This is a genomic window from uncultured Salinicola sp. (assembly GCF_937921195.1).
Lineage (GTDB): Bacteria > Pseudomonadota > Gammaproteobacteria > Pseudomonadales > Halomonadaceae > Salinicola.
The window spans coordinates 1-23,002 of record NZ_CALFQK010000174.1 but is presented as its reverse complement, the minus strand read 5'-3'; the positions used below and the strand labels follow the sequence as shown (position 1 = coordinate 23,002).

Genomic DNA, 23,002 nt, shown 5'->3' with positions numbered 1-23,002 from the left:
GAGCCGGTGGCGTGGGACGAGGCGCTCGATCTGATCGCCGCCGAGCTCAAGGCGCTGCCGACCCCGGACGACGGCATCTTCTACACCTCCGGCAAGGCGTGCAACGAATCCGCTTACGTGTTCCAGCTGCTGGCGCGTCTGTCGGGTACCAACAACCTGCCGGACTGCTCCAACATGTGCCACGAAGCCAGCGGCGTGGCGCTCAACGCCGCGCTGGGCACCGGCAAGGGCAGCGTGCGGCTGGAAGATTTCGAGAAGGCGGAGGCGATCTTCGTCTTCGGACAGAACCCGGGCACCAACCATCCGCGCATGCTCGGCGTGCTGCGGGAGGCGGCGGAGCGTGGGGCGACCATCGTCACCTTCAACACCCTGAAAGAGCGCGGGCTCGAGAAATTCGCCGATCCGCAGAAGCCGCTGGAGATGCTGCACAACGGCAGCCACCGCATCAGCAGCCACTACTTCCGGCCCAAGCTGGGCGGCGACATGGCGGTGGTGCGGGGCATGGCCAAGGCGCTGTTCGCCCGCGACGCCGCCGGGGAAGCCGTGCTCGACCACCAGTTCATGGCCCAGCACACCGCGCACCTGGAAGCCTATCGCGCTCGCGTCGAGGCGACCGAGTGGGCGACGCTGGAAGCCCAGTCCGGTCTGACCCGGGAGGAGATGGAGCAGGCCGCCGAGCTCTATGCGCGCTCCAACGCCACCATCGCCTGCTGGGCGATGGGGATCACCCAGCACGTCCACTCGGTGCCGACGGTGCGCGAGATCGTCAACCTGCTGATGCTGCGCGGCAACCTGGGCAAGCCCGGCGCCGGCACCTCGCCGGTTCGTGGCCACTCCAACGTTCAGGGCGACCGCACCATGGGCATCTACGAGAAGCCCTCGGATGCGCTGCTGGATGCGCTCGAAGCGCAGTACGCGCGGCCGATGCCACGCGAACACGGGGTCGATTCCGTCGCCGCGGTCGAGGCGATGCGCGACCAGCCGGGCAAGGTCTTCCTCGGTCTGGGGGGCAACTTCACCCGCGCGATCTCCGATAGCGTCGTCACCGAACAGGCGATGGCCAACTGCCGATTGACGGCGTTCATCAGCACCAAGCTCAACCGCAGCCACCTGGTGACCGGCGAGAAGGCGCTGATCCTGCCATGCATTGGCCGCAGCGAGATCGACCGCAACGCGGCCGGGAAGTCCCAGCTGATCACGGTGGAGGACTCGATGAGCATGGTCCACGGCTCCGCCGGCATCAACAAGCCGGCGGACAGCGCGCTGCGTTCCGAGATCGCCATCCTGACCGGCATCGCCGAGCGGCTGTTCGCCAGCGATGGGATCGGCGATCAAGATCGCGGCAGCGAGGCGGTCGACTGGGCCGCGATGCGCGAGGATTACGACGTCATTCGCGAGCATATCGCCGCGGTGATTCCTGGGTTCCACGACTTCAACGCCCGCGTTCGGGTGCCGCGCGGCTTCTGGCTCGCCAATCCGGTTGTCCGGCTTGAATTCGGCACCGCGACCGGCAAGGCCGAGTTTTCCGACGATCCGCTGCCGAGCGAGGTGATGCACCAGCAGCTGGCCTCGCGCGAAGGCTGGCTGACGCTGCAGACGATGCGCTCCCACGACCAGTACAACACCACCGTCTACGGCTACGACGACCGCTATCGCGGCATCGAGGGTGGCCGACAGGTGATCTTCCTCAACCGTGACGACATCGCGCGCCTCGGCTTCGAGGCGGGGCAGTGGGTCGATCTGGTGGGCGAGTCCGGCGATGGTGTCGTCCGCCGTGTCGACGGTTTCAAGATCGTCGCCTACGACACCCCGCAGGGCTGTGCCGCCGCCTACTATCCGGAGACCAACCCGCTGATTCCGCTCGCCCACAAGGGCGACTTCAGCCACACCCCGGCCTCCAAGTCGATCGCCGTCAGGCTCGAGGCGAGCGCGCGGCTTGCCTGATCCGCTCGACCCGGAGACCCTGCAGCGCCGGCTGGTGGCGCTGCAGGCGGAACATCCCGAACTCGACCCGCTGGCGGTGCTGGTGCTGCTGGCGGTTCGCCAGTCCGACGCGGCGAGGGAAAGCGGCGTCTCCACGGCGCTGATGTCCCGTCGCCTGGGAATCGAACACGCTCTGATTCGTCGCGCGGCGGCCGAGCTCGAAGCTGGCGGCTGGGTCACGGCCACGCCGGCCGGTGGCGCCAGTCCTGCCCTGCGGTTGATTTTGCCCGCCACTTGCTGACTCAATGCCGGTATCGACGACTGTCACGATAACCGCCAAGAGGGAGCGAGATGCCAGACGATCAACTGAAGGGAAGGGTCGCCATCGTCACCGGCGGCGGGGTGGGGATCGGTTTCGCCATCGCCCAGGCGCTGGCTGCTGCCGGGGCACGAGTAGTGATTACCTATCGCTCCCACGAACCCGATGCCGAGGTGCTGGCAGCGCTGACCGCGAGCGGCGGCGACACGGCGCTGGCCCGGTCGCTGGACGTGACCGATGAGTCGGCCGTCGAGGGCTTCGCGAGCTGGCTGCAAGCCGAGATCGGCGCGATCGATATCCTGATCAACAACGCCGGCGGTCTGGTCCAGCGTTCGACGATCGAAGAGATGCCGTTGTCGCTGTGGCGTCAGGTGCAGGCGCTCAACGTGGATTCGGTCTTCCTGGTCACCCACCACCTGCTACCGCTGTTTCGCGATGGTGGACGCATCGTGACCGTCTCCTCGCTGGCCGGACGCAACGGCGGCCATCCCGGTGCGACGGCCTACGCCACCGCCAAGGCGGCGCTGTTCGGCTTCACCCGGGGGCTGGCCAAGGAAGTGGCCGGTCGCGGCATCACCGTCAATGCGCTGGCGCCGGGCTTCATCGAGGCGACGCCGTTTCACGCGACCTTCACCACCGACGAATCCAAGCGCGCCACCATCGAGACGATTCCCGCCGGGCGGGCCGGACTGCCCGAGGACGTCGCTTCGGCGGCGCTGTGGCTGGCCAGCGACGGTGCCGCATTCGTCTCCGGCACCATCGTCGACATCAACGGCGCACAGTACTTTGGTTGACGGTACTTTGGTTGACGGCACTTTGGCTGACGTTACTCTGGCTAGCCGAGCTCGCTGAGAAAATCGTCGAGGCAGGCGGCCAGCGCGTCGGGCCGTTCGAGCATCGGCGTATGGCCGGCATCGAGCGTCTTGAGCCTCGCATCGGCGATACCTGAAGCCAGTGCCCTGGCGTGTCGAAGAGAGCGTGCCGGATCCTGTTGGCCATGGACGATGAGCGTCGGACAGCGGATCTCGCCTAACCGCGGGGTGAGATCGAGGCCGCGCAGGCTGGTCATGGCGCGATGGGCGCGCTCGGGGCCGGTGGCGAGGGTGTAGCGACGCAGTGCATCGCCGTGGCGATCCAGCGCTTCCCGTCCGACGCAGCGCAACAGGAAGGCGTCGATGAAGGCCTCTCCCCACTGCGCCAGCAGGCGCTGCGGCAGATCGGGATCGCCGTGATCGACGGCGCTGGCCCCGGTATCGACCAGCACCAGCCCGTCGAGGCGGGCGCCCAGCGCCGCCGCGACCTGCAACGCAACGACCCCGCCGGCCGAGCGGCCTACCAGAACCCGATGACCCGGACCCCGATGGCCCAGCTCCCGCGCCGGCCAGCGGGTGACGATCTCGTCGGCGGCGATCTCCAGGTCGCCTGCGCCCGGCCCGGCCAGCCAGTCGAGCGGCTGCCACGCCCAGTCCGCCGCGAGCGCTACCGGGGCGAAGATCGTCGGCGGCAGCAGGGTGCCGGGCAGTGCCATCAATCGACCTGGCACGCCGGCGACGCGATCAGCCACCGATGGCGCCGATCAGCCAGGCGAAGGCAAGCAGGATGATGCCGATGCCCCAGGCCCACAGGAAGGTGAACTTGAGATGCTCGCGCAGCTCGACGCCGGCCAGGCCGATGGCCAGATAGACGCTGGGCACCACCGGGCTGATGCTGAAGCCGGTGTTTTCGCCGATCAGCATCGCTCGGGCAACCGCATCCACGGGGACGCCGGCGGCGGTGGCGATGTCGCGCACGATCGGCATCAGCGCGAAATAGTAGGCGTCCGGCGAGAACAGCATGCCCAGCGGCACGCCGAAGAAGCCCACGATCAGGTGCAGTACGCTCGCCGAACCCGCGGGCAGCAGCTCGATCAGCGCACCGGCCATGCCTTCCGACATGCCCGCCCCGGCCAGGATGCCGAGCAGGATGCCGGCCGCCAGCATCACCAGCGCCATCTGCAGTGCATCGTTGGCATGCCGGGCCAGCTCCTTGCCCTGGGCTTCCGGACGCGGGTAGTTGAGCAGCAGGGCGATGCCGAGACCGACCATGAAGCTGGCATAGAGCGGGAAGGCGCCGGTGAACAGGATCAGCAGAATGATCAGCGTCAGCGCCACGTTGGCCCAGTAGCGCCAGTCGCTGATCGGCAGCGCCGTTTCCCGCGGCGGCAACAGGTAGGCGCTCATGTCGCCGCCATTGCCAGCCTGACCGTGGCCGTTGGCTCGATTGTGGCGCTGCGCCTTGATGCCGAAGTAGCTCGCCAGCCCCAGCAGCAGCACGATCCCCAGCGCCTGTAACGGTATCAGCGGCAGCCACAGTTCGGAGGCGTCCACGCCGGCGGTGGCCGCGGCGCGGGCCGTCGGGCCGCCCCACGGCACCATGTTGATCACGCCGGCACTCAGCCCGACCAGGCAGAGCAGGATCAGCGGGCTCATGTTGAGGCGCTGGTAGAGCGGCAGGAAGGCCGGGATCGTGAGCAGGAAGGTGGCCGCGCCGACGCCGTCGAGATGGGCGATGGCGGCCACCAGCACGGTGACGATGGCGACTCGGAGCGGCTCGCCCCGGGTGCGCTCGATCAGGAAGTTGACCAGCGGGTCGAACATGCCGCGCTCGCGCATGATCCCGAAGTAGAGAATGGCGAAGATGAACAGCGTCGCGGTCGGGGCGACGGCGGTGAGGCCATCCTTGATGAAGCCGCCGGTCTCGGCGGGAGTGAACCCCGCCAGCAGGCTGGCGGCGACCGGGACCAGGGCGAACGCCACCACCGGGGTCAGTCGTTTGAGCAGTATCAGTGCGATGATGCCCAGCATCATCACGAATCCGAGCGTTGTTATCATGATGGCTCCGTGAGTTGGCGTAGATTGGGGCGCTTGGGCGCCTCTTGGATGAAAACGGTGCGCATGGCACCGCCGTTCAGCGTCCGGTGATCGTCACGACGCGCCGATACCGGTCGCGCTCAGTCGTCGGGCGCTGGCAGACGCATGCCCAGCAGCAGGTAGCTCAGGCTCTTGCCGTGGCGGTCGAGGGTTGCGCTCTGGTTGACCCCACCCTCCAGCGCGCCCTCGATGACGAAGTTGACGCCGTCGAGCTGGGGCAGGCAGTGACGCGTGACCTTGTGCGGATGGCGGTGGCCGAAGCGCGTCGCCACCGTCTCGGCGGAGAGATATTGCTCCAGCCAGGCGTAGTGACGGCGCTCGAAGGCGAACACGGCCACGTTCAGCGTGTTGCCCTTGTCGCCGGCGCGGGCGTGGGCGAAGTCGGCGAGCAGGACGTCCGGTTTCATCGTCGATACCTCATTGCCAGGCCAAGAACGGTGTCACCCGGTCGCGCGCGATCAGGAAAGATTGGGTGCGCAGCGATTCGCCGAGCTGTCGGCGGACGCCGCCACCGCCGGCCGGCCCGTTGAGGTAGAGCGCCTCGAGCTCCTGCAGCGCCTGCTCGACGGCCTCGCGGTCGCGATCGACGATGCCCAGGCGCAGGCGGACGTCCTCGACGGCGGGGGTATCCTGCAGACGATCCGCCAGCCACTCGCCACCGCCATCGTTGAACAGGCTGGCGACGCCGATCAGGTCGAAATGGGGCTGCAGGTGCGGCAGCCGGTCGTCCAGCCGCTGACGCAGAATGTCCATGGCCAGCCGGGCTCGCTCCACCGCGCCGGGGCCGGCGTAGGAGATTCCCGCCTCGCCGAACCACAGCCCGCGCAGCCCCAGATTGCCCTTCAGCGTCGCCGGGGCCGGATGACCCTGGATGCCGTGTACCGCGACCCGATCCGGACCCAGCGTCTCCAGGCTTGCCCGGGAGAGATCGAGGGTGACGTCCGGGGTCAGGTAGGCCGAAGGATCGTGGACCTCGTAGAGCAGTTGCTCCTTGACCGTCTGCTCGGTGACGCAGCCGCCGCTGCCCGGCGTCTTGGTGATGACCAGGCTGGCGTCGCTGCCGACTTCGGCGATCGGGCAGCCGAGATGGGCGGGGTCGGGAATGGCCTTGCGTCCCGCGTCGGCGAAATAGCCGCCGGTAACCTGGGTGCCGCACTCCAGCAGATGGCCGGCGGCCGTGGCCACCGCCAGGCGTTGCCAGTCGTCGGCGGCCCAGCCATGGGCGTGACGCAGCGCGCCGACCACCATCGATGGGTCCGCCAGCCGGCCGCCGATGACGATGTCGGCGCCCCCATCCAAGGCGTCGGCGACCGCATCCGCACCGATATAGACGTTGCAGGAGACGATCTCGTCGCGTGGCGCGTCGGCGGGGAGCCAATCGGCCGTCGCGGCCTCGTCGTCGAGCGTGTCACCCAGGTCATCCCCCAGCACGCAGGCGATTCTCGCCTCGAGCCCCTGTGATTCGAGCTCTCGCCGCAGGCGTCGCGCCGCCGCCACGGGGTTGGCGGCGCCGCCGTTGGTGATGATCGGGATGCCGTGCGTCAGGCAGGACGCGAGGATCGGCTCGAGAAACGCGAACAGATGTGTGGCGTAGCCGAGATCGGGATCGTCCAGCCGCCGCAGCTGGGCCTCGGCCAGGGTGCGCTCGGCCAGCAGCTCGAAGAACAGATAGCGCGGGCCGTCGCGTTCGGCGAGCGCCGCCACCAGCGCGATCGCCGCGTCGGGTCGGTCGCCGGCAAAACCGGCCCCGCAGCCGATATGCGCCAGTCGTGTAGAGGGAGAGGACATGTTGGATCCGTCGATTCATCGATGGAGAGACAATGGCGCAGCGCGACAACATCAGGCAAAGCCATATATCTTATGAATTGATAAAAGATTTCTATTTGGAGCCAGGATGTTTCATCAGCGGCAGCTGCAGGCATTCGTGCGAACCGCCGAGTTGGCCAGCTTCACGCGGGCGGCGAAGGAAATTCACCTGTCGCAGCCCGCGCTGAGCTACCTGATACGAAAGTTGGAAGGGGAATTGGGCATTGCGCTGTTCGCGCGCAATACCCGCACCGTGGTCCTGACGGAGGGCGGCGCGCTGTTCCTGGGCCACGCCCGGCGTATCCTCGCCGATATGTCGCTGGCGCTGGACGATACTCGCAACGTGCGCGAACTCGAGCAGGGCAAGTTCACGGTGGCCGGGCTGCCTTCGGTGGCCTCGTCCCTGCTGCCGAGGACCATTGCGGCCTTTCGCAAGCGTCATCCCAAGGTGACCGTCGTCCTGCGCGACGGCTTGGCCGACCAGGTTCACCAGTGGGTGAGTCGGGGGGAGGTCGACATGGGGCTGGGTTCGCCGCTGCAGCGGGATCGGGAGCTCGATTTTCAGCCGCTGTTTCACGACGATCTGCTGCTGATCACGCCGCCGCGGGTGGTGAGGCGCAGCGAGTCGCCCTGGTACGGGCTCGACCAGATGCCGTACATCGCCATGACCCCGGGCTCGAGTGCCAGGCACTACGCGGATCTGGCGATGGAGCACGCCGGCAGGCAGGTCGCGCCCACCTGGGAGGTGAGCTTCATGAGTTCGGCGATCGCGATGGTGAGAGCGAAGCTGGGATACGCGCTGCTGCCGGCCTCCAGCGTCGATGTCTTCAATCTCGACGATATCACCCGGCTGCCCGTCAACATGCGCGAGCCACGGGAGATCGGCATTCTCCGGCGCAAGCCGCTGCACGCCTCGCCGGCACTGGAGGCGTTCCTTCGCCAGTTGCGCAAGCAGACCCCGTCCACCGATGACCCTGCCACCGATGAGAACGGGAGCGCTTCCCCGGCCTAGCCCCCGAACGCGTAGCGCCGCTCCAGCCGCTCGAACAGCAGGTCGGTGACGATCGCCAGCAAACCGACCAGCAGCGCGCCCTGGATCACGTAGGCCAGGTTGTTGCCGACCAGGCCGGCGATCAGTGGCGTGCCCAGGCTCTTGGCGCCGACGGTGGAACCGATGGTGGCGGTGCCGATGTTGATGATCACCGAGACGCGAATGCCGGCGATGATCACCCGCATCGCCAGCGGCAGCTCGACGCGGCGCAGGATCTGCCAGCGACTCATGCCGTTGCCGCGGGCCGCCTCCAGCGTGGTCTGCGGTACCGTGCCGAGGCCGGCGATGGTGTTCTGGATCACCGGCAGCAGGCCGTAGAGCGACAGCGCGATGATGGTCGGGGTGAAGCCGAAGCCGGCCAGCGGCACGGCGATGGCGAGCACCGCGGCGGGGGGGAAGGTCTGGCCGATGGCGGCCAGCGACGACACCATCGGTTCGAACTCGCGCCCCACCGGGCGGGTCACGAACAGGCCGGCGGCGATACCGATCGTCACCGAGATCAGCGACGACACCAGCACCAGCCCGATATGCGCCAGCATCAGGTTGAGGAAGCTGTCGCGGGCGTAGAGTGGGTTGCCGAGATCGGGAAACAGGGCGCGAAACAGCGGCTCGAGCTGGGCCATTCCCAGCGTCAATGCGATCAGCAGCGCAATCAGGATCAGCAGCACGCCATTGCCGGCGGAGGCTGCACGCAACTGTCGGGCGCTTCGAGCTGCGCCGCTCATGAGGCCGGCTCTCCGGCGTGCAGCCCGCCGTCCGACTCGATTCCCATGATGCCCTGCATGCCCACCTCGCCGATCAGCTTGCCGGTCTCATCGACGACCGGCAGTACCATGACGCGATACCAGACCATCCGCGAGAGCGCCTCCTTCATGCTCATCTCCGGCGTGGCGATCCACTCCGCCCTGACGTCGGTGTGCCGATGCTGGTCGTCCAGCCGGGCGCCCTCAAGGACGATCGGCCGGCCGGCATCGTCGAGTCGCCAGCAGTGATCGAGGCCGGGCAGCGTGGCGTGATGCGCCAGGCTCGGTGGGCGCTGGTACTGATGGACCCAGCGCCGCGAGAGCAGCTTGAGACCCAGATCCGCCTGGCCGAAGAACTCGCGAACGAAGTCGTCCGCGGGTTTCACCATCATCTCGATGGGGCGATCGTACTGGACCAGCCTGCCGCCGTTGAGCAGCGCGATACGGGTCGCCAGCTGCAGCGCCTCGTCCATGTCGTGGGTGACGAATACGATGGTCTTGCCGGTCTGCCGGTGAACCCGGCGCATTTCCGCCTGGAGCGCCTCGCGGGTGATCGGGTCGACCGCGCCGAACGGTTCATCCATCAGCAGCACTTCCGGATCGGCGGCGAGCGCGCGGGCCACGCCGACCCGCTGCGCCTGGCCGCCGGAGAGCTGGTGCGGATACTTGTGACGGAACTCGGCCGGGTCGAGATGGAACATCGCCATCAGCTCGTCGACCCGATCGTCGATACGGGACTTCGGCCATTTCAACAGCTGCGGCACGGTGGCGATGTTCCGGGCCACGCTCCAGTGGGGGAACAGCCCGGTCGACTGGATGGCGTAGCCGATCCGCCGCCTGAGCTGCTCGGCCGGCAGCTCGGTCACGTCGTCGCCGTTGAGAATGATGCGGCCACCGCTCAGCGGCACCAGGCGGTTGATCATCTTCAGGGTGGTCGACTTGCCACAGCCGGAAGGGCCGATCAGCACGCCGAACTCACCGGTCTCCAGCGTCATCGAGACGTCCTCGACGACGTTCTTGCCCGCGTAGGTCTTGGTCAGCCCTTGCAATTCAATCATGGGTCTTTCCTGATCGGTGCCTGAAACGGCGTCAGCGAGTGCCGGATGGGCGACTCAGGCTGACCAGAATCTGCAGCGCAAAGTCGGCGATGACCGCCAGCACGATGGTCGGGATGGCACCCAGCAGCACCAGATCTATGGCGTACTGGCCCAGCCCCTGGAAGATGAAGGCACCGAAGCCGCCGGCGCCGATCAGCGCGGCGACCACCACCAGCCCGATCGCCTGGACGGTGACGATGCGCAGCCCCGACAGGATCACCGGTAGCGCCAGCGGGATCTCCACCCGCCACAGAATCTGGCGCGGTGTCATGCCCATGCCGCGGGCCGCCTCCAGCGCACCGGTCGAGACGCCGGCGAGGCCGGAGTAGGTGTTGCGCACGATCGGCAGCAGCGAGTAGAGCACCAGGGCGATGATCGCCGGCGCCACGCCGATGCCGCTCACACCCAGCTCGCCCAGCCACGGCACGGCCCGGCCGAGCGCCGAGAGCGGCGCGATGAGCAGCCCGAACACGGCGATCGACGGCAGTGTCTGGAACACGTTGAGCACGCTGAACAGGCCGTTGCGCAGGCGGGCCCGACGATTGGCCAGCAGGCCCAGCGGCAGCCCGATCAGCAGGGCGGGCAGCAGCGCACCGGCGACCAGCAGCAGGTGTCGCACCAACTGGTCGATGAAGTTATCCCGCTGATTGGCGAATTCGCGCATGATCGACAGCGGCGAGAGCAGCTCGCCGGAGAAGCAGACGCCGATCACCGCCAGCGCCGCGACGCCGTAGAGGGCACGGCCCGCCGGGCCGAGACGCAGCCGTTGCAAGGCATCGATGGCGATCAGTGCGCTGACGAACAGCAGGATCCAGAAGGTCGCGCCCTGTGAGACACGAGCGGCCGGCGAGGCCTCGTCCAGGGCGCGGTGGGCGTAGGCCCCGAGTGCCTGGAGATCGAGCGCCAGCAGCGGCAGGGTGGCGCCCAGCGACAGCCACAGCGCGATGCGTCGCGGTAGCGGCCCGGCCAGCGCCGCGACCAGCAGCAGGATGCCGATCAGCGCGAGGGCCGCGAGCTGCCAGCCGGCCAGCGCCTGCCACAGCATGACCGGCTGGCCCGACACCAGCCGATTGGGCGACAGGCTGGCAAAGGGCAGCAGCGCGACGCTGGCGACGGCGGCGACCAGCAGCGTCGCCAACACCCGGTTGCCGATCAGTCGACGTCCTTCGGGCGGAGTCACGATCGAACTCAGTCCAGCAGGCCTTGCTCGGTCAGATAGTCATGGGCGACCTGGTCCGCCGGCAGTCCGTCGACCTGGATCTTGCCGTTCAGCGTCTGCAGCGTCTCGCGATCAAGGGATTCGAACACCGGCTTCAGCAGCTCCTCGATCTGCGGATAGGCCTCGAGCACCGACTGACGCACCACCGGGGCCGGCTCGTAGACCATCTGCACGCCCTGGGGATCGTCCATCACCTTGAGCCCTGCGGCGGCGATGGCGCCGTCGGTGCCGTAGACCATGGCGGCGTTGGTGCCGCTGGTGCCCTCGGCAGCGGCACGGATTGTGGCGGCGGTGTTGCCGCCCGAGAGCACCAGCAACTGGTCTTCGCCAAGGGTGAAGTCGTAGGCGCGCTGGAAGCTGGGCAGCGCCGCATCGCTCTCGACGAATTCGGCCGAAGCGGCCAGCTTGATCTCGCCGCCGTCACTGACCCACTGGCCGAAGTCGGCCATGCTGGAGAGGTCGTTGTCATCGGCCACGTCCTGGCGTACGGCGATGGCCCAGGTGTTGTTGGCCGGTGCCGGCGTCAGCCACGCCAGCTGATGCGCCTCGCTGTCGGCAGCCTTGATCTTGTCGTATCCCGCCTGCTCGTCCTTCCAGGCCGGGTCGTCGGTAGTGTCGGTGAAGAACGCGCCGTTGCCGGTGTATTCGGGGTAGAGATCGATATCGCCCGCCACCAGCGCCTGACGCACGATGTTGGTGGGGCCGAGCTGCAGCCGGCTATCGACCGGCAGGTCGGCGTTCTCCAGCACGTCGACGATCATGTTGCCGAGCAGGGAGCCCTCGGTGTCGATCTTGGAGGCGACGCGAATCGGCTGCTGGTCGTCCTGCGCTACGGCCTGACCCATGCCGAGGCTGGCGGTGATCGCCGCGGCGGCGACGGAAGTGATGATTCGAACGGAGAGCGACGGGCGCATGGCGGCGTTCCTTTGCGATCGGTGAGCTTGAAGACTCGGTTGTTGTGAGTCGTCCGTCCGGGACGGCTTGTCGTGGCTGACCTGGGCCAGGGCCGGTCAATGAGAGTTTGAGTCTAGCGGCAGTGCGCCCGGTCGACCACCCGATGCCGAGTTCGGCGTGACCTGCTAGGCTTGGCGAACCCGAAGTGGAACCCAAAGTGGCGTCCGGCTCGGCACGCCTCAACCAACGAAAGCGGTATCTCCAGCAAGGAGCATGTCATGAAAATTTCCGGCGCGGCGCTGATCGTGAGTGGCTTCCTATTGGCGGGCTGCAGCACGGCTCCCAAGCCCGACGATGCGCCTCGGCCTCCCGACGTGAAGCCGGTTCCCGAAGACGCCTGTGGCGCCCAGACGGTGGGTAGCCTGGTCGGGGAGACCCTCACCGACGAGCTTCAGGCGCAGATCGCGGATCGTTCGCGGGCTGCCGACATTCGCGTCATCGAGCCTGGCAAGAGCTACACCATGGACTACCGTGCGCAGCGGCTCGATATCAAGGTCGACGATCAGCGCATGATCACGGACATCTCCTGCGGTTGATCGCGGGAACAGCAAGCTTCGAGGGCCGACCCGTTCGGCCCTTTTCTTTCATGGAGCGGGCCGGTCGAGGAGGTTGTCATGCTACGTACCGAGATCATCACCGAAGGGACGCTGAGCTGTTTTTCACCCGGACTGACATACGAAGACGGTTCGCCGGTCAACGTCGAGGTGTCGGCCGTGGTGTTCGACGGCCATCGTCTGATTCTGGCCAGCGACAAGCCGATTCCGGGCGCGGGGCGCTCGGCCGTCTTTGCCTTCGATCTGGTGGAGGGATTGCCGGATCCGGAGAGTCACCGGTTTCTGACCGCCGATGCCATCCGGCGCGCGGTCAAGTACGAGGACTTCGCCCTCACCGTCGATGGCCGCTACATCCTGGCGACCACCGGGTTCGACCGCATCGACGACGAGAGTCACGATCTCAACGCCTACAATCACCTGCTGATCTGGCCGGTGGGCGAGCCGGACCGGGTGCAGGTCGTGGACCCGGATCCGCGCGACGGCGTCGAGGGTTCGCTGGAGCTGCGTCGTAAGCTCGACGGTGCCATCGGCCTGCCGTACTACAAGATCGAAGGGCTGGCGGCGGTTCCGGCGTCGCCCGACCTGGGCGAACCCTGCGATGGCCTGCTGCTGTTCGGCGTTCGAGAGCAGGGGCGCGCGCACGATGACTTCGACTACGTGGCACGCGTGGTGGGCGTTCACTATCGGATGACGGCCGGCGGCAACCTGGAATTCGTCGACGAACTCCGCGAGCGCTACCGCTTCGATCCCTCGGAGTACGCGGGGGTCCGGCACACCTGTGGCCTGTCGAGCCTCGAATACGATCCCTTCAACGATCGCCTCTACCTGATGGCCAGTTTCGAGGTGGAGGACGAGCACGGCGAGCAGATAGGCGGCTATCTGTGGTCGATGCCCCTGGCCGATCTGAGTCGCGGGAACCCACCCTCGATCGTGGAAAGCGTCCACGGCGAGGCGCTGGAGTTCGAGCACAAGGCGGAGGGGCTGGCGGTGCTCGACGCCGAACGGCTGTTCGTGGCCTACGACAACGATCGCGACATGTCGCTGGGCCGAATCGACGAGCGGGACGAACGGGACGCCTGCGAGGCGCCCTACACGCTGTTGCGAATCGTGCCATGACGGCGGCAACGCTGGCGATCCGGTGTGCGCCGAGGCGCGTTGCCGGAAGCCACGACAGGAAACCGGGACCATGCTGAAGGATTCCCCGCGCGCCTACGGTCGATTGACGCGAACCCTGCACTGGCTGGTCGCGGCGCTGATCGTCACGCAGTTGAGCAGCGTGTTCGTCAACGCCGTTTGGAAGGACAACGCCTTCAGCCAGGCGATCTTCCCGTGGCACACCACCATCGGGGTGGGCGTGCTGATACTGATGACGGCACGTACGTTGTGGGCGCTTTCCCAGCGTCGGCAGCGCCCGCCCCACGCAGGGCGGTTGCAGCGCCTGGCCATCGGCGGTCACATCGTGATGTATGCCCTGCTGATCCTGATGCCGCTGTCGGGTGCCTTGATGACCTGGGGCATGGGTTACGGCGTCCACGTGTTCGGCAAGGCCTGGTTCGAAGGCGCCGATGCGCCCTGGGCCGCCAGCTTCGGCGGCCTGCACGGGACCTTCGCCTGGCTGTTGACGCTCATGATCGTCGGTCACGTCTGCATGGCGCTGTATCACCACTTCCGGCTTCGGGATGGCACGTTGCGCCGGATGCTCGGACCGACGCCCGACTGACTCGCCGGATCAGGCGCCGGACTCGCGATCCGGAGGCGCGTCATGCCGCGTCCGCGACTCGCTGAGTTCGCTCTTCCAGCGTTTGACCGCCATCTGCTCCTTGAGCAGCTCCAGCATGTCGATCAGCACCTGCTGGGTAACCCGATCGGTCTTGTCGTCGACCTGCAGCCAGGCATCGACGCCGCTGCTGACCAGCTCTGCCAGCAGCGAGTGGAAATGCGGCGAGTTCAGGCCATCGATGGCTTCGTGGACGACGCGGCTGGCGATGTCGCTGAGACTGCGCTCGATGCTCTCCGCGACGGCATCGCCCATCGGCAATCGGCGCAGGCGGCGCAGCTCGTCATTCTCCTCCATCGTCCTGGCGACCAGGGCCGCCACGTAGCGATGCACCTGATGGTGGTTTTCGGCGTACCCCTTGCTGATCGTGCGCTCCAGTCGAGTGGCGATTTCATCGACCATTGCCGCCTTGCGGGGCTGGATCACCTCGGTCGAGATGCGCCGGGTCAGATGTTCGCTGTGGCGGATCTCGTCCTGCATCTCGCCGAGCAGGTTGATGGCGACGCGATCGGAGATCTCTTCCATCAGCACGCCGTAATAGGTGCGATAGAAGCGGTAGAGGCGCCAGCGTGTCACGTCGATGAGGCCCAGGCGCTGCAGGCGGATCAACAGCGAGATGACACGCAGGACGCGCAGCAGGCGGAATCCGGCCAGCGGGATGCAACCGAGCACGTCGTACCAGTGCACGAAGGGGTAGAAGAACCAGCGGGCGTAGCGGCGCTGGGCGATGGCGATGGCCCAGCCCAGCAGCACGTCGAGCAGGAAGATGGCGACGAAGCAGAGGTCGATCTCGACGAAATTGGCCCTGATGCTGGTGTCGTAGGCGGCGTGGAGACCCGGCGCCACGGCATGGAAAGCGGCGTTGAGCGGCGGGATCAGGAACAGGCTGTCGAACAGCAGCAGCGTCAGGTTGATCGCCACCAGCACGACGACGGCGAGATCCCAGATCATCAACAGCCGCTCGCCGAGCCGGCTGGACCGCCTGATGGCGCGGGATTGCTGGAATTCGGTTTCAGGCATCGAACGTCCTTGTCCGTCGGGTTGGCGACGCTATGGCAAAAGGGTGGGATGTCACTGTCCGGCCGGATAGGCCTTGAGATGTTCGGCCATGGCGTTGCGCTCCTCCTCGGCTTCCTGCTTGCGCAACTTCTTGCGTAGCGCAGCCTTCTCGAAGCGTAGCTTTTGCAGCGGGGTCTTCAATTCCAGCGAGGGCACCGGGACCGGCTTGCCGTCACTGTCGACGGCGACCATGGTCAGGTAGCAGCTGTTGGTGTGCCGTATCACCCGTTCCTGGATCGATTCGGCCAGCACCTTGATGCCGACCTCCATCGACGAGCGGCCGACGTGGTTGATCATCGCCAGGAAGGTCACCAGTTCGCCGACGTGGATCGGCTGCTTGAACAGGACCTGATCGACGGAGAGCGTCACCACGTAGCTGCCGGCATAGCGGCTGGCGCAAGCGTAGGCGACTTCGTCGAGCTTCTTGAGAATCGCCCCGCCATGTACCTTGCCGCTGAAGTTGGCCATGTCGGGGGTCATGAGTACGGTCATCGACAGCTCGTGCTGTCGGGGCAGATCATCGGGCGTCACGGTATCCTCGGTCTCGTCTGGTGCGGCATTTTTATGCGCCAGATGTACCACGTTTGGCCCGGGCTGCCCATCGATCGTCCCGCATGGTCGCTCACGTCCGCTCCCGGGCGTGAGCCTCGAGGGCGGCTAGATCAGCGTCAGCCCCAGCCCGATCACCACCCCCGTGACCGCCAGCTGGATCAGGCAGAAGCCCATGATGTCCTTGGCCTTGAGCCCGGCGATGGCGAGCACCGGCAAGGCCCAGAACGGCTGCAGCAGGTTGGTCCAGGCGTCGCCCCAGGCCACGCCCATGGCGACGCGCGAGGCATCGGCTCCCAGTGCTTCGGCCGCCGGCAGCATGACCGGTGCCTGAACCGCCCACTGGCCGCCGCCGGAGGGGACGAACAGGTTGACGATGCCGGCGCTGATGAACGACCAGAAAGGCAGCGTATCGGCAGTGGCGATGGCAACGAACATCTCGGAGAGCGACTGCGCCAGGCCGGACTGCATCATGATGCCCATGATGCCGGCATAGAACGGAAACTGGATCACGATCCCGGCGCCGCCCCGGATCGCCTCGTTGAGGCTGGCAAGCAGGCTGCGCGGTGTGCGATGGAACACGATGGCGAGCGACAGGAACAGGAAGTTGACGCTGTTGAGGTTGAGTCCGCCGCCGGCGAAGACGAGGTAGTGGACCATGTAGAGCAGTCCCGGCACGCCCACCAGCAGCGACAGCAGGGTGCTGTTCTCCAGGCGCTCGGCGGGTCGCTGGGCCTGGCTGGCGTCCGGGGCTTCCGGTTCCGAGAGCTGGTCGCGGCTGACGAAGACGCTCTCGTTCTCCGGTGGCAGCATCCAGCGATTGATCAGCGGCATGATGACGAACAGGGCGACGACGATGGCCAGGTTGTAGCCGGCGAAGATCGTCTGCGAGGTGGGGATGATGCCGATCTGGGCCTCGCTGAAGTGCCCCGGCGTGGCGATGGTCAGCGGGATCGAACCGGCCAGCCCCCCGTGCCAGACGACGAAACCGGAGTAGGCGCTGGCGATCAGCAGCCGGTAATCGACCCGAATCTGACGCGCCAGCGCCTTGGCGAACAAGGCCCCGATGACCAACCCGAAGCCCCAGTTGATCCAGCTCGCGGCGAGCGACACCAGGGTCACCAGAATGATCGCGCCGGCAGGCGTCCGGACCGTCGCGGCGAGTCTGTCCAGCAGGCGCTTGATCGGCGGCGAGTTGGCCAGCATGAACCCGGTTACCAGCACCATCAGCATCTGCATCGAGAACGACAGCAGGCCCCAGAAGCCGTCGCCCCAGTACTGCATGACCGCCAGCGGCGATTGCCGTTCGAACAGCATCGCGGCCAGTGCGGCGATGATCGTCAGCAGCAGCACGAAGATGTAGGGGTCGGGCAGGTAGCGCTCGACCAGCTTGACCGCCGGGCGGGAGAGGCGCTGCAGCATGAGGGGTATCTCGTCGGTGAACGTGGGGCGAGCGTAACGCATCCCTGCACTCGCCATCAGTCAACCTTGGTCTAGCGAGTTGTTTCCGGGGAGTTTTCGCCGCCGGCGGCCGGGGACCAGCGGGTCCTGCGGTAGTGCAGGTAACAGATGCCGAGGGAGGTCGAGCGGACCAGGGTGAACAACAGGAACGCAAACCACAGGCCGTGGTTGCCGTAGTCCTGGGTCAGCCACCACACCGGCAGATAGCAGGCGATGGCCAGCCACACGGTGTCGCGCATCGCACGGCTTTCGGTAGCGCCGATGAAGACGCCATCGAGCAGGTAGCTCCATACCGCCAGCGCCGGCATGGCGATCATCCAGGGCAGGTAGTCGGAGGCGGTGGCGCGGACCTCCGGCAGGTCGGTCAGCAGCGATATCAGCCCATCACCGGCGACCGCGAACAGCAGCATCGAGCCGCCCGCCACCAGCAGCGACAGTCTGCCGGCGGCGCCCACGGCGTCGCCGAAGTCGTTCCAGTCGCGTCGTCCCACCGAGCGCCCGGTCAGCGCCTCGGCGGCGTTGGCGAAGCCGTCCAGGGCGAACGAGACGAGCATGATGAACTGCAGCAGCACGGCATTGGCGGCAAGAACGGTGTCGCCGAAACTGGCCCCCTGGGCGGTGAAGAACGCTTGGGCAAACAGCAGTCCCAGCGTGCGCACGAACAGGTGCTGGTTGACGCGAATCAGCGCCGAATAGTGGCTCCACACCCACAGCGCCTGACGCGACAGCGATCCGCCCAGCTGCCGACAGTGGACGGCGACCCGCCACAGGCCGAAGGCCAGCGCGCTGTAGTCGGCGATCAGCGAGGCCCAGGCCACGCCGTCGCTGGCCAGCCCGAAGCCGACCACGAACAGCAGGTCGAGCACGATGTTGACGCCGTTGGTGAGCAGCAGGATCGCCAGTGTGATGCGCGTCTTCTGCTGGCCGATGAACCAGCCCAGGATGGCGTAGTTGGCCAGCACCGCCGGCGCCGAGAAGATCCGGATATGGGCGTAGTCGGCGGCAAGCTCCATCGCCGCCTCGCTGCCATCGAGCAGCCACAGGCCGAAATCGATCAACGGTTTCGACAGCAGGATCAGCGCCAGTCCGATGGTGGCCGCCATCACCAGCGACTGCGCCAGCAGCAGGCGCACGTCGCTGTCGTTCTCGCGACCCACCGCCTGGGAGGTCAGGCCGGTGGTGCCCATGCGCAGAAAGCCGAATCCCCAGTAGAGGAAACTGAACAGCGTGGCGCCGAGGGTTACCGCCGCCAGATAGCGCGAGTCGGGGAGATGGCCGACGACGGCGGTGTCCACCAGGCCCAGCAACGGTACGGTGATGTTGGAGAGGATGATCGGCCAGGCTAGCTTCCAGACGTGACGGGTCGTGTAGCGGCGGGAGGGGGGATGATCGGTGGCGTTGCGATCCACGGCATTCCTTGGGCTGGCGAACGTGACACGGGTCGATACCGGCGGTTCGACAGGATACGCCGAAGCGATGCGCGTCGCGATGCCGGAACTGGCTGAGAAGACGAAAGGCGGTGGCTACAGCAGCGGCAGCCGCCTGACAAGGGTGTCCACTTCGGCCTGGTGAGTCAGCCGGACGAAGCGGATATGGCGGTAGGTCGGGTCGATCATGGCCTCCAGGTAGCGTCTGCGGTTCTGACGCCATGTCCCCAGCGACCAGAGCAGGATCGAACGGCGACTGAGGAAGGTCTGGCGGAAGCTTTCCCGGTTGCCGGTACCGGGCCAGAGTTCCTCGCGGGTGACGATGCGGGTGATGGCGCGGCGAACGGATTGGCTCAGCACCCGCCAGAAGCCCAGGTCGAGCCAGATGACGACATCCGCTTCGTGCCACTTGATATGACGGGTGCGATCGAAGTTGCCGTCGATGACCCAGCCGTCCAGCGACGCTGCCATGGCCCGGCGGAGGCGAGCGAAGAACTCGTCGTCGGGCGTGCCCTGCCAGCCGGCTTGCCAGTAGAGCTGGTCGAGCTGGATATGCGGGACCTCCAGCACGCTGGCGAGCTGCCTCGCCAGCGTGCTCTTGCCGCTGCCACTGGTACCGACGACATTGATCTTCATGGTGGGCGTTTCGCGAATGACGAGCGCGAGCCGGATATCCGGTCTGCCCGTCTGCAGGTCATTGGGAGGGCGTCGAGCCGGCTCAGGCCGCGGTGATGATCCGGTACTTTTCCATCAGTTGCTCCTTGCTCTCCTCGCGCTCGGGGTCGAGAGGAATGCAGTCCACCGGGCAGACCTGCTGGCACTGGGGTTCGTCGAAGTGGCCGACGCACTCGGTGCAGCGGCCCGGATCGATCACGTAGATCTCCTCTCCGGGCGAGATGGCATCGTTGGGGCATTCCGGCTCGCAGACATCGCAGTTGATGCATTCATCGGTGATCATCAGTGCCATGTAACCGTCCTCGCGGCGCTCACGCGCCGTCTACCGCGAACCGCCGGCGGAGTGCATCGACAACGCACGGCGATACGTGTTGGGAAACGTCCCCGCCGAGGCGCGCGATCTCGCGCACGAGGGTCGAGGAGATATACGAATTTTCGATCTCGGGCGTCAGGAACAGCGTCTCGACATCCGGTGCCTGGGCGCGGTTCATGTTGGCCAGCTGCATCTCGTATTCGAAGTCCGACACCGCCCGCAGCCCGCGCAGGATGATGCGCGCCCGCTGCTGGGCCAGCAGTTCGGTGAGCAGGCCGTTGAAGCCGATCACCTCGACGTTGGGCCACTCGGCAACCACCTCGCGCGCCAGCGCCTCGCGCTCGGCGAGCGGAAGCGTCGGCTGCTTGCGCGGGCTCTCGGCGACGGCGATCACGACCTTGTCGAAGATCCTCGCGGCGCGATGGATCAGGTCCCGATGACCGTTGGTGATCGGGTCGAAGGTGCCGGGGTAGACGACGATGTTCTGCATTCAGGAGACTCCGCGCTGACCGGGAACGTGGCGGACGGCCGACTCCTCGGTCGAAGTCGATTTCCGGTCCGAGCGTCGTGTCCGGGCCGATCTCAGTCCAGTGTACCGAAAGGGTTGTCGACCTTCAGCGACACGGGATTGGCGTAGCCGGGTATCCGGATCGCATCGCGACCGACTTCCAGCTCCGGGCCCTCCAGCACGCCTTCGCCGAAACGGTAGATGACCTCGAACCGTCCGGCATCGGCGGCGGCTTCGTATTGTGCCGCAGCGATGAGCGTCTGCTCGCGACGATGGCGCCAGTCGTCGAGCGCGCGTTGGCCGTGACGCTTGGCCAGCAGGCGTTCGGTCACCTGCGGCGACAGCAGCAGGCCGGTGGCATTGTTGCCGCCGAACCCCTTGGCATTGATGAAGCTGCAGTCGGCGTCGAAGCCGAGCGGCTGCTGGAAGAACCGCAGCCGCTCGGCGTGGACGTCGTCGGCGACGGCGTCGAGGGTCGGGATGCCCGGCACCCAACCGTGGGCGAACGTGCCGAGTGCGCTGGCGATCTGATCGCCGGCGGCGCTGCCCTGGGAGTGGCCGATGAACGCCTTGACCGCGGCGACCGGCCAGTTCTCGATGCCGTTGGCCCGGGCCACCTGGTCGAAGATATGCGACTCGGTGGTGCGATTCTTCGGCGTGCTGGTGCCGTGGGCGTGGAGATAGCTGCGCTGCCGCACGCTCTGCTCGCCCAAGATCGAGGTGGCCAGGGCCACCGACTTGCCCAGGGTGAGATAGTTGCCGATGCCGGGGGCGGAGATCGAGCGCTTCCAGCCATCGGCATTGACGTTCACTTCGGGCACCGCGGCCAGGATCTGGGCGCCGGTCTCCAGCACCAGCGAATCGTCCATCAGCAGCACGAACTGCGAAGCCTCGGCGATGGTGAAGCCGCAGTTGCGGGCAAACGGGCGGCAGGCCCGCTGGTAGTCCTCGTCGGTCAGCAGTTCCAGCGCATCCAGCGCCATCAGGCTCTGGTCGTCGGCCAGCGCGCTCATGGCGCGGAACCCTTCGATGATCTCCGGCGTCACCGGCGCATCGCTGGTGCCGACCATGACGATCCGGCGGCGACCCTGGCGGATGTCGTCGATGCCCAGGCGCAGGTTGTAGAGGAAGGTGGCGCAGGCGCCCTGGATCGCGCCCGTGGCTCCGACGCTGCCCAGGACGTAGGCATTGAGGAAATCCGCCGGCATCTGGCCATAGCCCAACGGCATCTGCTTGGATGTCGTGCGGTTTCCGGTGACGAAGCTCTTGAGCATGCCGCCCCAGCCGGCGTCGTCGAGCTGGCCGATGGAGTTGCCGGCGTAGACGGCGATGGCATCCGGGTCCACCCGGTTGCGCAGCGATTCCCAGTCGAGCCCGCTCTGGCCGAGACAGTCGCTGGCGCCGAAGATCGCCATCGACAGTCCACGCGGGTGGTGAACGCTGCGATAGAAGGTCTCCGGCGCGAAGCCTGCCGGTAGACAGCCGGCAGCCCGCACCAGCGCCTGCCGTCGCTCGGGCAGCAGCGTGTTCAGCGTGCCGGCGGGCACGCTGACCTCGACGGTCTGCTTGTCGAGCTCGCGGATCTCCCAGCCTTCGGGCAGCGGCTGCGGCAGCTGGCGCCGAGACGTGGTAAAGCTCACGGGCTGCGAAAACGTCAGCCGCATCTCGCGATTGCCGGGGATGCCGGCTTCACGGAAGGCGTCGTCCTCGATGCGCCGGATCAGCGTGTGCTTGAGAATCTGCTCGCGATAGCGGGTGACGACCGCCTCCTCGCCAAGCGTCTCGCCATCGGCACCTTGCCATTGGCCATCTTCGCAAGGAGTGACCAATTGCATCAGGGTCGCCAGTGCAACGAGCGTCCGGGTCTGCTCGGCCGCTGGCAGAACGTCGAGAATCGTGCGGCGGTAGGCCTGGTGCCCGGAGGTTCTACCCGCGGCGTTGACGCCGCCCATACCGACGATTACCGGTAAATGTGACAAGCCACGTCCCTCATGAACATTGGGGCAATCGGTGACCATGACATGGGGATGGATCGACTGCGATGAAAGGAGATCCCCGCCGAGAGCTCAGCTTTCGGCCCGGGCCGGTGGAGAAAAACCCCCGAGCGAGTAGGGAAGACAGTGATCGCGCATGCCATCGAAGGCCGTATTGCCAGGATTGGCTGAATGTGGGCAGGGATGATACACCTGCGCGCGCGCGCCGTCATGCCACGCGGGCCAAGCTATCGTTCGATCGCCGCTGCGAAGGTCGGGCCGGCGGCTGGTAGGGTCTGTTGCCGTTTCAGCGCGAACCGCGTTGCTGCGCCAATGGTGTCAGGCCAGGCGCGGCCGTGCATGCAACGGCGACAGACCCTAGAATGCTCGGCCTGTCGCCAGTCCTATTATCGGTGTTCTCATGCAAGCGTCATCGCGCGCCATCGTCTCAAGTCAGCAGGGGCCGCACCAGGATCTGGTGCGCCGCGTCCAGCGCGCCCGCGACAGCGAGTGGAAACGCCCGCCCGCCGAGCATACGCGCCTGGCCTTCGAGAAGACGGATCGGTGGCTGGAGGCCCAGAGCCGGCCGCTGATCCTCGATGCCGGCTGCGGCGTGGGGCTCTCCACCCGTCGGCTCGCCGAGCGTCATCCCGACCACGCCGTGATCGGCGTGGATCGCAGCGAG

General features: G+C 66.8%; 23 protein-coding genes and 1 pseudogene. 8 read left to right on the top strand and 16 right to left on the bottom strand.

Annotation, left to right across the window (positions count from 1 at the left end; all coding sequences use genetic code 11):
* From Q0602_RS21135 to Q0602_RS21125, 3 genes are all read left to right on the top strand, one after another.
* Nucleotides 1-1,944: FdhF/YdeP family oxidoreductase (locus Q0602_RS21135; protein ID WP_298847766.1), on the top strand; the 1,944-nt coding region annotated here is incomplete at its 5' end.
* Nucleotides 1,937-2,224, top strand: coding sequence for a helix-turn-helix domain-containing protein (locus Q0602_RS21130; protein ID WP_295039081.1), 288 nt, complete (start codon nucleotides 1,937-1,939; stop codon nucleotides 2,222-2,224). The genes Q0602_RS21135 and Q0602_RS21130, both read left to right, overlap by 8 nt.
* Before the next feature lie 50 nt (nucleotides 2,225-2,274).
* Nucleotides 2,275-3,036, top strand: a complete 762-nt coding sequence (locus Q0602_RS21125) for an SDR family NAD(P)-dependent oxidoreductase (protein ID WP_298847763.1) — start codon at nucleotides 2,275-2,277, stop codon at nucleotides 3,034-3,036.
* Nucleotides 3,037-3,077: 41 nt separating this feature from the next.
* Here Q0602_RS21125 and Q0602_RS21120 read toward each other — a convergent pair whose 3' ends face one another.
* From Q0602_RS21120 to Q0602_RS21105, 4 genes are all read right to left on the bottom strand, one after another.
* The gene (locus Q0602_RS21120; protein ID WP_298847761.1) at nucleotides 3,078-3,806 is read right to left on the bottom strand and encodes an alpha/beta hydrolase; all 729 of its coding nucleotides are present in this window, start codon (nucleotides 3,804-3,806) and stop codon (nucleotides 3,078-3,080) included.
* Complete coding sequence (locus Q0602_RS21115; RefSeq protein ID WP_298847759.1) at nucleotides 3,799-5,112, bottom strand: CitMHS family transporter; 1,314 nt, start codon at nucleotides 5,110-5,112, stop codon at nucleotides 3,799-3,801. Before Q0602_RS21115 ends, Q0602_RS21120 begins: the two co-directional genes overlap by 8 nt.
* 119 nt (nucleotides 5,113-5,231) lie before the next feature.
* Nucleotides 5,232-5,558, bottom strand: coding sequence for a hypothetical protein (locus Q0602_RS21110; protein ID WP_298847757.1), 327 nt, complete (start codon nucleotides 5,556-5,558; stop codon nucleotides 5,232-5,234).
* 10 nt (nucleotides 5,559-5,568) lie between these two features.
* Nucleotides 5,569-6,939: an acyclic terpene utilization AtuA family protein gene (locus tag Q0602_RS21105; protein WP_298847755.1), complete on the bottom strand. Its 1,371-nt coding sequence runs from the start codon at nucleotides 6,937-6,939 to the stop codon at nucleotides 5,569-5,571.
* A gap of 106 nt (nucleotides 6,940-7,045) precedes the next feature.
* Here Q0602_RS21105 and Q0602_RS21100 point away from each other — a divergent pair, with 106 nt between their 5' ends.
* Complete coding sequence (locus Q0602_RS21100; protein WP_298847753.1) at nucleotides 7,046-7,969, top strand: LysR substrate-binding domain-containing protein; 924 nt, start codon at nucleotides 7,046-7,048, stop codon at nucleotides 7,967-7,969.
* On the opposite strand, the gene Q0602_RS21095 is transcribed toward Q0602_RS21100, so the two are convergent.
* The 4 genes from Q0602_RS21095 to Q0602_RS21080 are packed head-to-tail and all read right to left on the bottom strand — an operon-like array spanning nucleotide 7,966 to nucleotide 11,981.
* The gene (locus Q0602_RS21095; RefSeq protein WP_295039491.1) at nucleotides 7,966-8,733 is read right to left on the bottom strand and encodes an ABC transporter permease; all 768 of its coding nucleotides are present in this window, start codon (nucleotides 8,731-8,733) and stop codon (nucleotides 7,966-7,968) included. The genes Q0602_RS21100 and Q0602_RS21095 overlap by 4 nt on opposite strands.
* Nucleotides 8,730-9,809 (bottom strand): ABC transporter ATP-binding protein, encoded by a 1,080-nt coding sequence (locus Q0602_RS21090; protein ID WP_298847752.1) that lies wholly within the window; start codon nucleotides 9,807-9,809, stop codon nucleotides 8,730-8,732. The genes Q0602_RS21095 and Q0602_RS21090 overlap by 4 nt, the downstream gene beginning before the upstream one ends.
* A 31-nt stretch (nucleotides 9,810-9,840) precedes the next feature.
* The gene (locus Q0602_RS21085; RefSeq protein ID WP_298847751.1) at nucleotides 9,841-11,028 is read right to left on the bottom strand and encodes an ABC transporter permease; all 1,188 of its coding nucleotides are present in this window, start codon (nucleotides 11,026-11,028) and stop codon (nucleotides 9,841-9,843) included.
* Between the two features lie 8 nt (nucleotides 11,029-11,036).
* Complete coding sequence (locus tag Q0602_RS21080; RefSeq protein ID WP_295039483.1) at nucleotides 11,037-11,981, bottom strand: ABC transporter substrate-binding protein; 945 nt, start codon at nucleotides 11,979-11,981, stop codon at nucleotides 11,037-11,039.
* Between the two features lie 258 nt (nucleotides 11,982-12,239).
* Here Q0602_RS21080 and Q0602_RS21075 point away from each other — a divergent pair, with 258 nt between their 5' ends.
* The 3 genes from Q0602_RS21075 to Q0602_RS21065 all read left to right on the top strand — a co-directional run bounded on the left by Q0602_RS21075 (nucleotide 12,240) and on the right by Q0602_RS21065 (nucleotide 14,295).
* Entirely contained in the window at nucleotides 12,240-12,557 is a 318-nt protein-coding gene (locus Q0602_RS21075; protein ID WP_295039482.1) for an I78 family peptidase inhibitor, read from the top strand.
* Between the two features lie 78 nt (nucleotides 12,558-12,635).
* Nucleotides 12,636-13,691, top strand: a complete 1,056-nt coding sequence (locus Q0602_RS21070; protein ID WP_298847750.1) for a hypothetical protein — start codon at nucleotides 12,636-12,638, stop codon at nucleotides 13,689-13,691.
* 70 nt (nucleotides 13,692-13,761) lie between these two features.
* Entirely contained in the window at nucleotides 13,762-14,295 is a 534-nt protein-coding gene (locus tag Q0602_RS21065; RefSeq protein WP_298847749.1) for a cytochrome b, read from the top strand.
* A 9-nt stretch (nucleotides 14,296-14,304) separates the two neighbouring features.
* Here Q0602_RS21065 and Q0602_RS21060 read toward each other — a convergent pair whose 3' ends face one another.
* The 8 genes from Q0602_RS21060 to Q0602_RS21025 all read right to left on the bottom strand — a co-directional run bounded on the left by Q0602_RS21060 (nucleotide 14,305) and on the right by Q0602_RS21025 (nucleotide 22,296).
* Nucleotides 14,305-15,372, bottom strand: coding sequence for an ion transporter (locus Q0602_RS21060; protein WP_298847747.1), 1,068 nt, complete (start codon nucleotides 15,370-15,372; stop codon nucleotides 14,305-14,307).
* Nucleotides 15,373-15,423: 51 nt separating this feature from the next.
* Complete coding sequence (locus Q0602_RS21055; protein ID WP_295039495.1) at nucleotides 15,424-15,903, bottom strand: acyl-CoA thioesterase; 480 nt, start codon at nucleotides 15,901-15,903, stop codon at nucleotides 15,424-15,426.
* Nucleotides 15,904-16,068: 165 nt separating this feature from the next.
* Nucleotides 16,069-17,382, bottom strand: coding sequence for a short-chain fatty acid transporter (locus Q0602_RS21050; RefSeq protein WP_298847770.1), 1,314 nt, complete (start codon nucleotides 17,380-17,382; stop codon nucleotides 16,069-16,071).
* 71 nt (nucleotides 17,383-17,453) lie between these two features.
* Complete coding sequence (locus Q0602_RS21045) at nucleotides 17,454-18,830, bottom strand: MATE family efflux transporter (protein ID WP_298847744.1); 1,377 nt, start codon at nucleotides 18,828-18,830, stop codon at nucleotides 17,454-17,456.
* Between the two features lie 114 nt (nucleotides 18,831-18,944).
* A complete protein-coding gene (locus Q0602_RS21040; protein ID WP_298847742.1) occupies nucleotides 18,945-19,484 on the bottom strand; it encodes an adenylate kinase in 540 nt (179 codons plus the stop codon).
* Nucleotides 19,485-19,566: 82 nt separating this feature from the next.
* A complete protein-coding gene (locus Q0602_RS21035; RefSeq protein ID WP_110598201.1) occupies nucleotides 19,567-19,815 on the bottom strand; it encodes a YfhL family 4Fe-4S dicluster ferredoxin in 249 nt (82 codons plus the stop codon).
* A gap of 19 nt (nucleotides 19,816-19,834) precedes the next feature.
* Nucleotides 19,835-20,326, bottom strand: coding sequence for a pantetheine-phosphate adenylyltransferase (coaD, locus tag Q0602_RS21030; RefSeq protein WP_298847738.1), 492 nt, complete (start codon nucleotides 20,324-20,326; stop codon nucleotides 19,835-19,837).
* A gap of 92 nt (nucleotides 20,327-20,418) precedes the next feature.
* A complete protein-coding gene (locus tag Q0602_RS21025) occupies nucleotides 20,419-22,296 on the bottom strand; it encodes a beta-ketoacyl synthase (protein ID WP_298847768.1) in 1,878 nt (625 codons plus the stop codon).
* A gap of 442 nt (nucleotides 22,297-22,738) precedes the next feature.
* Between Q0602_RS21025 and Q0602_RS21020 the strand changes: the two are divergent.
* A pseudogene (locus Q0602_RS21020) lies at nucleotides 22,739-23,002 on the top strand (SAM-dependent methyltransferase); the annotation flags it as partial.